The 8,563-nt window shown below is 41.7% G+C and carries 9 protein-coding genes; 1 reads left to right on the top strand and 8 read right to left on the bottom strand.

The features are described 5' to 3' along the window. The first annotated feature begins 111 nt into the window (after positions 1–111). A complete protein-coding gene (locus tag ABIL39_07155) occupies positions 112–933 on the top strand; it encodes a T9SS type A sorting domain-containing protein (GenBank protein MEO0165897.1) in 822 nt (273 codons plus the stop codon). A 533-nt stretch (positions 934–1,466) separates the two neighbouring features. Here the strand turns inward: ABIL39_07155 and ABIL39_07150 are convergent. The 8 genes from ABIL39_07150 to ABIL39_07115 all read right to left on the bottom strand — a co-directional run bounded on the left by ABIL39_07150 (position 1,467) and on the right by ABIL39_07115 (position 8,530). Next, positions 1,467–2,300: an ABC transporter permease gene (locus ABIL39_07150; protein ID MEO0165896.1), complete on the bottom strand. Its 834-nt coding sequence runs from the start codon at positions 2,298–2,300 to the stop codon at positions 1,467–1,469. A gap of 201 nt (positions 2,301–2,501) precedes the next feature. Then, positions 2,502–3,305 (bottom strand): ABC transporter permease, encoded by an 804-nt coding sequence (locus ABIL39_07145; GenBank protein ID MEO0165895.1) that lies wholly within the window; start codon positions 3,303–3,305, stop codon positions 2,502–2,504. Positions 3,306–3,466: 161 nt separating this feature from the next. Next, positions 3,467–4,000: a T9SS type A sorting domain-containing protein gene (locus tag ABIL39_07140; protein ID MEO0165894.1), complete on the bottom strand. Its 534-nt coding sequence runs from the start codon at positions 3,998–4,000 to the stop codon at positions 3,467–3,469. Next, the gene (locus ABIL39_07135) at positions 3,969–4,169 is read right to left on the bottom strand and encodes a hypothetical protein (protein MEO0165893.1); all 201 of its coding nucleotides are present in this window, start codon (positions 4,167–4,169) and stop codon (positions 3,969–3,971) included. The genes ABIL39_07140 and ABIL39_07135 overlap by 32 nt, the downstream gene beginning before the upstream one ends. Before the next feature lie 14 nt (positions 4,170–4,183). Further along, positions 4,184–5,809, bottom strand: coding sequence for an SBBP repeat-containing protein (locus ABIL39_07130; GenBank protein MEO0165892.1), 1,626 nt, complete (start codon positions 5,807–5,809; stop codon positions 4,184–4,186). 20 nt (positions 5,810–5,829) lie between these two features. Next, positions 5,830–6,384, bottom strand: a complete 555-nt coding sequence (locus ABIL39_07125) for a 2-oxoacid:acceptor oxidoreductase family protein (GenBank protein ID MEO0165891.1) — start codon at positions 6,382–6,384, stop codon at positions 5,830–5,832. A 62-nt stretch (positions 6,385–6,446) separates the two neighbouring features. Next, positions 6,447–7,376 (bottom strand): thiamine pyrophosphate-dependent enzyme, encoded by a 930-nt coding sequence (locus ABIL39_07120; protein MEO0165890.1) that lies wholly within the window; start codon positions 7,374–7,376, stop codon positions 6,447–6,449. Further along, positions 7,373–8,530, bottom strand: coding sequence for a 2-oxoacid:acceptor oxidoreductase subunit alpha (locus tag ABIL39_07115; GenBank protein ID MEO0165889.1), 1,158 nt, complete (start codon positions 8,528–8,530; stop codon positions 7,373–7,375). The genes ABIL39_07120 and ABIL39_07115 overlap by 4 nt, the downstream gene beginning before the upstream one ends. Between the last annotated feature and the right edge of the window lie 33 nt (positions 8,531–8,563).

Genomic DNA, 8,563 nt, shown 5'->3' with positions numbered 1-8,563 from the left:
ACCAAAAATTGTTTAAAAATCAAGGTATCTCCTTTCTGATTCAATTCTGAGCGTGGTTTGAGCCACGCCTGGGGACATTTTACCTTTGAAGTTAAAGGTGACATTTTCGCTTTGAAACGACAGTTGGTCTTTGATGCAATTGACGGGGATGACAATGAGTATCCCTGGTATGGCAGGATTTATGTATCAGTAAATTCAGGTGTGCCCCCGATTCAAGTTTCATCAAGTTTTGGTGCGCCAGATACAGAGTGTTTTTATCCAACGATTGCTACTGGTGGGAATTATTGCGCGGTCTTATATTGTATGTCAAAAAACAATTCCCCTGATAGCTTAAACCGCTGGGATTTCTATTCAGTCTGGTCAATGGATAATGGATTAACCTGGGGACAACCAATAAACTGCACCCAATCCTTAGGAATTTCAGCTGGCTTGCCCCAGATTGCCAAAAGGATAGACACCACCAGGGTGCGTATTTATTATGTCTACTGCGCATTAATGCTCACTAATGCCGACCCATTTTGGGCAATCTGGATAGGCCTTCCCAATGATTGCCCAGCCCGTCTTTATTTGGGTGCAAGTTCATTTATGGGGATCGAAGAGACAAGGAGACAAAGAGACGGGGGGACAAAAAGACTTGAGGTCTATCCCAATCCATTCACGAATCACTGCATGATTCACTATGCATTAAGCACTATGCACTATGCAGAAAATGGAGTAGCCAGTAGTCAGAAGTCAGTAGTCAGTATGAAAATCTATAATTCCGCTGGGCAGTTGGTAAAACAATTTAACCATTTAACCAATTACCAATCACCAATTCTGTGGGTTGGCGATGACGATTCTGGTCATAAGGTTTCAAGTGGAGTCTATTTTATCCACTTAAAAACATCTGATGGGAAGATATTCTTAAGAGAAAAGGTTATTAAACCGAAGTAAAATTTAATCAAATACAATGCTTACAAGCCCGAGATATCGGAATTCTGGATTCCACTGGCATTTTATAAGGATGGCGCCATTGATGTGGTATTAGATAAAATCTCGGGTAATTTTGCTACTGCTGGTCCAATTTATATCTACCAGTATGAATATGAAGAAGGTGAAGGTGGACCAATGGCACAGGAATCATAGTCTTTGAATAAAACGGGAACTGCAATCTGTCTTAATCCCGTCAGAGAAAGACTGGTTATTAACTTAAATAGACGATGGGAAATGTAGGGCAAGGCTTTTTTCAAGAATCGATGGTTCTTTCAGAACCAGAGGTTAGCCTTGCCACAACTATTAATGCACACCCCGAATCGAGTTCGAGACGGGCTCTAAAGGTCTGCCCTACTAATCTCCCTTAATCCCCCTTTATAAAAGGGAAATTAAGGGGGATTGTGTATTCATTAAAAAGGGGGATAAAAGTAGGATTGCGTATTCTTTAATAAAGGGGATTGCATCCCCCGCTTGCGAAGGGAAATTGTAAAAACTTAATAAATCGCAAGCGCGCCTTTTTTTCTGCCGTATCTATCCATAAGTAAGAAAATACCTAAACCAAAACTTATCCAGATAACGAGCATAATTGTTAGGCGTACAAATATCGTTGGTATACTCATTGTGAGATGCTCGCCAATCAAGAAGTGTCTTATGCCCATCACGCCATAGGTTGTGGGCAGAAAAAGGGCAATCTTCTGCAAAAACATGGGCAAGATTGCAAGTGGATAGGCAATCGGTGTAATTATATTTATCAGGGTTGATACCGCATCACTTATTACCCACCATTGTTTTAGACCGATTGTAAGTCCTGCAACCAGAATGCCAAGTCCATAAAGTGCAGAAATCATAAGGAGTAATAAAATCAGCCCGGGAAGCATACCACTGATATTGAAAAATATCTTGAAAATAAATACTACAACCAAAGCCTCAATGAGCATTATCAATCCCTGATGTAATGTTGAATGCAGTGCCATGCCTGCAACATATACCCAACGTGGGACTGGAGCAACAAAAATCGTCTCAAGAGTCCCATACCACTGTTCTTTTCTCAATGACGCACCCATTGCCCAGCATGCAGTATTTAAAAATCCCATAATGAGATAACCAACGAATGTATAAGCAAATATATCACTGATACCAGTAATTGATTTCAAATGTTCAGAGTTACGGCCACCGAGCAGGGCAAATCCATAGAGAAAATATGGAAAAAGATAGACAAAGGGTTCAAAAAATAGCCGGATAAAATCAGGCAGATATTTCAATTCAATCTTCCATTCTTTAATATTCTCCGCATTGATCGCCCGTAGATAATGGAAAAAATTGGCCATAGTTAATCTTTGAAGGTGTGGTTTATAGGTTTAGAAATGAGATAGGGTTTGGTTTGTTGGTTTTGTTTGATTAAACAATCTTCCAAACCGATAGACAAAACCCAATCTTCTTTCCAAACCCAAACCTTTAGACTATGTTTATCTATTCGTCTGGCATTTGACATTTGACATGTGGAATTTTTGGATTGACATTTTGCCATCTCAATACTCCGCCAGAGTTCCTTTCTGCCTTGTATATCTATCCACCCAGTTGAAGATATAAAGACCGAGTGGAATGATTATCAAATCAATTAAGATGAGAATCAAGCTGTTTTTCCAGAAATCAAACTTAATATTTAGCAAAAGCCCGCGTAAGGCAATGAGAGCATAGGTAAGGGGAATGAATATGCTTACCACCCTGGTTATCGGATTTATCTCCACTGGATAACGAATCGGTGAAAATAAAAATAATACATATTCAAACAAATGTAGTAGACCATGTGCCTCTTTGACGAGCAGGGTCAAGCCAGCCGCAGCAAAGCCAATGCCATATAGACCGGCAATCAAAAGAATCAAAAAGAAGACAATTGGAAATATTTTATAAAGTGTCACCTGTAAACCAAAGATTATCACACATATTCCCAGTTGAATGATAACATAAGTTGTAGCAAGAAGGGAATTGAATATTGCCTTGCCCAGTAAAATGTAAACTGGTTTTACTGGCGCTGACAAAATATGTTCAAGTGTGCCATAATATGTCTCATCCCGCATTGCAAATCCCATGCTCCAGACCGAAGAACCCATATAGGTGCTGATTATCGCCCCGATTAAGACATAGGGAATAAATTCGGTTGTACCTGCAACTGCCCCAAAGTTTTCACTGCTCAAACCACCAATCAATGCCTTTCCCTGAAAAATCAAAGGAATTGCCCACAGAAGTGGTGAAAATATCCAGAAGGCAATCTCAATCGGATAGGCGAGTAAGATTTTGTAACTCTTTCTTAATTCAGCAAAGATGACATTCATTCATTAAACCCCCAGTACCAGTCCGCAACGATTTTTGGCGGACCAAATCCCAAACAATTCCTAAATTCCAATTTACTAAACAAACAACCATTCCTGATTATCATACTTTAATCAACATATTAAAAATTAGCATTTTTATTTCAACCTAACAACCCTCTCCTTCATTTCAACAATACCGCCTTTTCTATATGGATAAAATCACCCGCATCTAACCTAATGAAATATACACCCGGTGGAAGTTTCCGACCCAGATCATCATCACCATCCCAAAGAGTTGATGATTGGTAATTAGTTAAATGGTTAAATTGTTTTACCAAGCGACCACTGATATCAAATATCTTTATACTGGTTATCGGCTTCTGGCTACCGCCTAATTTTGAATAATTTGGGATTTGGAATTCAATCACGCAGTGATTCCGGAATGGATTGGGATAGATCTCAAGCGAAAGATTTCCTGAATCAAAAGACATCGTCTCTTTATCCTGCGGTCCACCTGGAACCAATGGTAAAACACTTTGATAAGTGCAAACACGATATAACGGCAAATAAGGATGCCGGCTAAGCCAACGCTCGTTACCCTCAGCATAGGTAATCAACATACGCCCCTCAATCAGACCATCAGGGACATAGACTAAATCAGGATTCAAAGACCATACCGCACTGCTACTTATTATCGTGGGCAATCTTTTCTGCATAGGCTCTTTGCGGAAATCGGGCAAGATTCGGTCTTTCTTTTAAATGCACACTTATCCAGGTCTTATTCCCGGGCGATAAGGTATCAAGCACTGCCTGTAATGACGGTGTGATATACCCTGCATTTAACAATACTGCTCCAAATAGGAGCAAGGATACAATGATTCTCATTTTAGCCTCCTTTGTTACAAAATAATGACCTTTTTTAATATTTTTTTATTTTGCCGCTCTTCAATCAGTATAAAATAAACACCGGAGCCGAGTTTGATGTATTCTTTTCTACCTGATTGAAGAGCCTTATTTACTACCATCCTGCCCAGCACATCATAAACCCTTAGCCCACAATCTTCCTGCGGGATAAATTCTATCCCACCCTTGAAAATTGTAGCACCAAAACTTGACTTTATTGTTTCATTATCCACCACCTCTTTCACCTCACCCTGCGGTGCAGCAAACTTCATCACCACTATATCATCATTCCAGGCACTTACACATATCCTGCCGGCAACATAGACATTACCATTAATATCCACAACCACATCATGAACCACATCCGCCCAGGGCGAAGGCGGGATATGAGGATGGATATATCTCCACAATGTATCACCCGAAGTATTTAACTTCACCACCGCAATCTGCGGTCTGAAAGATATATTACGAAAAAAACCACCGGCATAGATACCACCTAAACCATCAACTACCAGCGAATTAGCAATCCCACCCCGGCCTGATGAACCTGAAGTCTTATAACACCACCTTTCTTGACCGCTTGAATCTACTTTGATTATTGTAAACAAACCAATCGTATCAGTATCCATTGAACTACCACACACATAAACACTACCCGAATCATCTAAAACCATATCATAAACCAAATCTCCGGTATTTGCCATGCCATTGTATCGGTAAACCCATCTTTCCTGTCCCGAAGTATCAATCTTTACCACACAAAAATCCCAGTCAATACCCCAGGACCAACCCGTTATGTAAAGATTGCCCAAAGAATCAAGGGCAAGCGCCTTGGGTTCATCCCGATAACTCGCCGGCCCATCATAACGATAGACCCACTGCTCCCGACCTGCTGAATCAAGTTTAATTATCGTAAAATCAGTAGATGTGCCAAGACCCGTTGAATAGCCCCCAACATAAATATTTTCATTCCCATCAATCACAATACTTGATGCCTCATCATAACTACCCGCCGGACCATCATAAACATAACGCCAGCACAAATTACCTAATGAATCTAATTTTAATACCACCCAATCCGGCGGCGACGGATACTTTATCCCCGCCACATAAATATGATGGGATTGACTAATCATTATTGCATATCCCTCACTGTTATACAATGTATCCTTATAAATCCATCGCTCATTCCCTAAAGTATCAATAGATATCACAACAATCCGCTCATAACCCAAAGAATCCATATACCCACCAACATAAACTTTATCATTATAAACCTTTATACTACGCCCAATTATCGCAGTACCCAAATCATTCCAATAAAACCACTTTTCATTACCCTGATTATCCAACTTAATAATTCCCACACCGCCGTTATTACCTAAACCTACATATCCAGTAGTATAACTATTGCCAAAACTATCTGCCGCAATCGCATAAGGAACTTCTGAAAAATTCGGATTCACATACTGATACACCCACTCCGGAGTCTGGGAGAACAAAAAGGGAGAAGTGAGAAGGAAGAAGTGAAAAGTGATAAGAATAGAAGGCAGAAGACAGAAGTGAGAAGAAAGATTGAAGATGGGAAATAGAAGACTGACAATACAATCTGATTTGTCCATTTTTTCCGGGTCTTTCTAAATTAAGATTTTTCCAATAACTGCCTACCGTATTTGTATCCTTCTTCAAACGCCTTTAAGTTCAAAGGCAGTGCCTTATCCGGAACCGAGCCCGGAATTGCATCCTTCATTGCCTGATAACTGACCACATTGGTAACTGCGGTAAAGAATCCAAGCATCACGATATTGGCAACGATTCTATTGCCGAGTTGTTCCGCGATTCTCGTTGCCGGGACTGAAAAAATTTTAATCTGTCCTCGTGGTGGTTTAGGTTTTACGAGGTCTTCATCAACAATTAGAATTCCATTCTCATCTAACTCCGGCTCAAATTTTTCATACGCCTCTCGGGACATTGCAACAAGTATCTGGGGTTTTGTAAGATATGGATAGAGGATTCGGTCTTCAGAGACAATAAGTTGGGCACTGCAGGCACTCCCCCTTGCCTCAGGGCCAAAGGATTGAGTCATTGTCGCATGCTTGTTATCAAATATTGATGCCGCCTTACCAACAATATACCCACTCTTTATCACCCCCTGACCACCATAACCCGAAAAACGAATTTCAAGTGTTGTTCCCATCAACACCTCCTTTCACCCTCGCCTTAAGTCCTCTACCTTTAAGGGAGAGAACCGGGTGAGTCTCATCTTTCGCCGCCTTCAACTACTGCTTCTGGCACACATTCATCGGTCATTCCGTATAGTTGGTATTTATCGCCCAGCACCGTCTTGAATCTCTGGTTCATCGCATCGAGGAATGTGGGCCTTTCCCGATCAACGAATTTACCAACGATTATCGGTCCCTGGAATTTTATTTCAAGTTCTCTCGGATCTGCATTATGTTTTATTACACTATTGTCATGATAATACTTCAAAATATCAAGTCCGGTCCCGAGGCGATTGAGGCGGGCATACAATGTAGCACAGGGTGCAATGACTTCTATAAAAGAAAATCCCTTTTTATTGAATGCCTCAAGGATTGCATTGGAAAGTCTTCTTATATCAAGCGCGGTATAGCGGGCAACATAGACTGCGCCACAGGTATCCATCAAGTGTGGAAGATTGAAAGGAGTCTCAAAGTTTCCATAGGGCGCGGTTGAACAAATAGCAGTTTCCGGTGTCGTTGCTGCAACCTGACCCCCGGTCATTCCATAGATAAAGTTATTCACACAAATCACCACAATATCTATATTCCTCCTTGCCGCATGGATTAAATGATTACCACCGATTGCCACCAGATCACCATCACCCGAGAATACTACAACCTTCAATTCAGGATTGGCGAGTTTCAAACCCGTCGCAAAAGGAATTGGCCTTCCATGTGTTGTATGGAAAGAATCAAGTTTTACATAACCAGCAACCCTGCCCGTACAACCAATACCAGAGACGACCGCCACTTTATCTAAATTGAGATTTGATTTTTCTAGGGCAATCAAAAATGCACTGAGTGTCGGTCCTATACCACAACTTGGACACCAGATATGGGGCATCCGGTCCATCCTGAGCAAGCCCTCTCTGGGATGGCCAGCAGTTGTCTGAGTAGTGGAAGGAATATTGGCCTCAATCTCACTCATTTCAATCCCTCCTTTATTGCATCCAATATATCATCCGGATTGTGGACCCAACCGCCACCGTGGGGGACGAGTAATGTCTTGCATCTTCCTTTTGCACAACGCTCTACTTCAAGGGCAATCTGTCCGTAGTTTATTTCCACAGTGATAAGTGCCTTAACCTTTCCTGCAAGTTCGTAGATTCTCTTTTCTGGGAATGGCCAGACTACAATCAATCTCAAAAATCCAACTTTAATCCCCTGTTTCCGGGCATCGGAAATCGCCTTGTAGGCAACACGACTTGAAATTCCATAAGAGACAATTACCACATCCGCACCGTCAGTTTCTTCTTCTTCATAACGAATAATCTTATCTGCATTCTTGCGAATCTTCTCTACAAGCCGGCGCACCAGTTTTTCCTGTGCCTGCCAGTTCATAACTGGATAGCCACGCTCATCATGGGTTAAACCGGTGACATGGAATCTGTATCCATCACCCGCCTTTACCATTCGGGGAACTAAATCCTCATCTGGTTTGAAAGGAAGATAAGATTCTTTCGGTCCTGTGTACCACCGTCTTTCTACAAGTTCAATATCTTCCGGTTTTGGGATGACCACTTTTTCAGTCATATGTCCAACACACTCATCCATCATCAAAAATACCGGAACCCGATATAGTTCAGAAAGATTAAAACAATCAATCGTCAGGTCAAATGCCTCCTGTGGAGAATTTGGCGAAAGGGCGATTATCTCATAATCACCATGCGAACCCCATCGGACCTGCATCATATCAGCCTGTCCGGTAAGGGTTGGTAATCCTGTAGATGGCCCACCCCTCTGGACATCAACAATCACACAAGGTGTCTCAAGCATGGCAGCCAGTCCAATGTGCTCCTGCATCAAAGAAAAACCAGGGCCAGAAGTAACAGTCATTGATTTCTTCCCTGCCCAGGATGCACCAAGGATTGCAATAGAAGATGCAATTTCGTCTTCCATCTGAATGAATACCCCACCAACTTCCGGAAACCTCTGGGCAACCCGCTCGGCTACTTCGGTTGAAGGAGTAATTGGATAACCAGCGAAAAATCTGCAACCCGCAGCGATTGCTCCTTCAGCACATGCGTAGTCTCCATCAAGATAATGGGCACCAGTCAATACACCCTTTGGATCTGCTTTCATAACCCCCCTTAGTTCTTTAAAAATCAATCTTGT

It is taken from the genome of candidate division WOR-3 bacterium (genome assembly GCA_039802205.1).
In the GTDB taxonomy this organism is placed as follows: Bacteria; Hydrothermota; Tepidihabitantia; order SM23-42; family JAOAFX01; genus JAOAFX01.
Note: the sequence above shows the minus strand (reverse complement) of the source record. Positions and strands in the feature narration are given on the sequence as shown.

Coding starts and splice junctions, on each gene's coding strand:
- ABIL39_07150 (MEO0165896.1), bottom strand. CDS start 2,300: ATGGCCAATTTTTTCCATTATCTACGGGCGATCAATGCGGAGAATATT.
- ABIL39_07145 (MEO0165895.1), bottom strand. CDS start 3,305: ATGAATGTCATCTTTGCTGAATTAAGAAAGAGTTACAAAATCTTACTC.
- ABIL39_07140 (MEO0165894.1), bottom strand. CDS start 4,000: ATGCAGAAAAGATTGCCCACGATAATAAGTAGCAGTGCGGTATGGTCT.
- ABIL39_07135 (MEO0165893.1), bottom strand. CDS start 4,169: ATGAGAATCATTGTATCCTTGCTCCTATTTGGAGCAGTATTGTTAAAT.
- ABIL39_07130 (MEO0165892.1), bottom strand. CDS start 5,809: ATGGACAAATCAGATTGTATTGTCAGTCTTCTATTTCCCATCTTCAAT.
- ABIL39_07125 (MEO0165891.1), bottom strand. CDS start 6,384: ATGGGAACAACACTTGAAATTCGTTTTTCGGGTTATGGTGGTCAGGGG.
- ABIL39_07120 (MEO0165890.1), bottom strand. CDS start 7,376: ATGAGTGAGATTGAGGCCAATATTCCTTCCACTACTCAGACAACTGCT.
- ABIL39_07115 (MEO0165889.1), bottom strand. CDS start 8,530: ATGAAAGCAGATCCAAAGGGTGTATTGACTGGTGCCCATTATCTTGAT.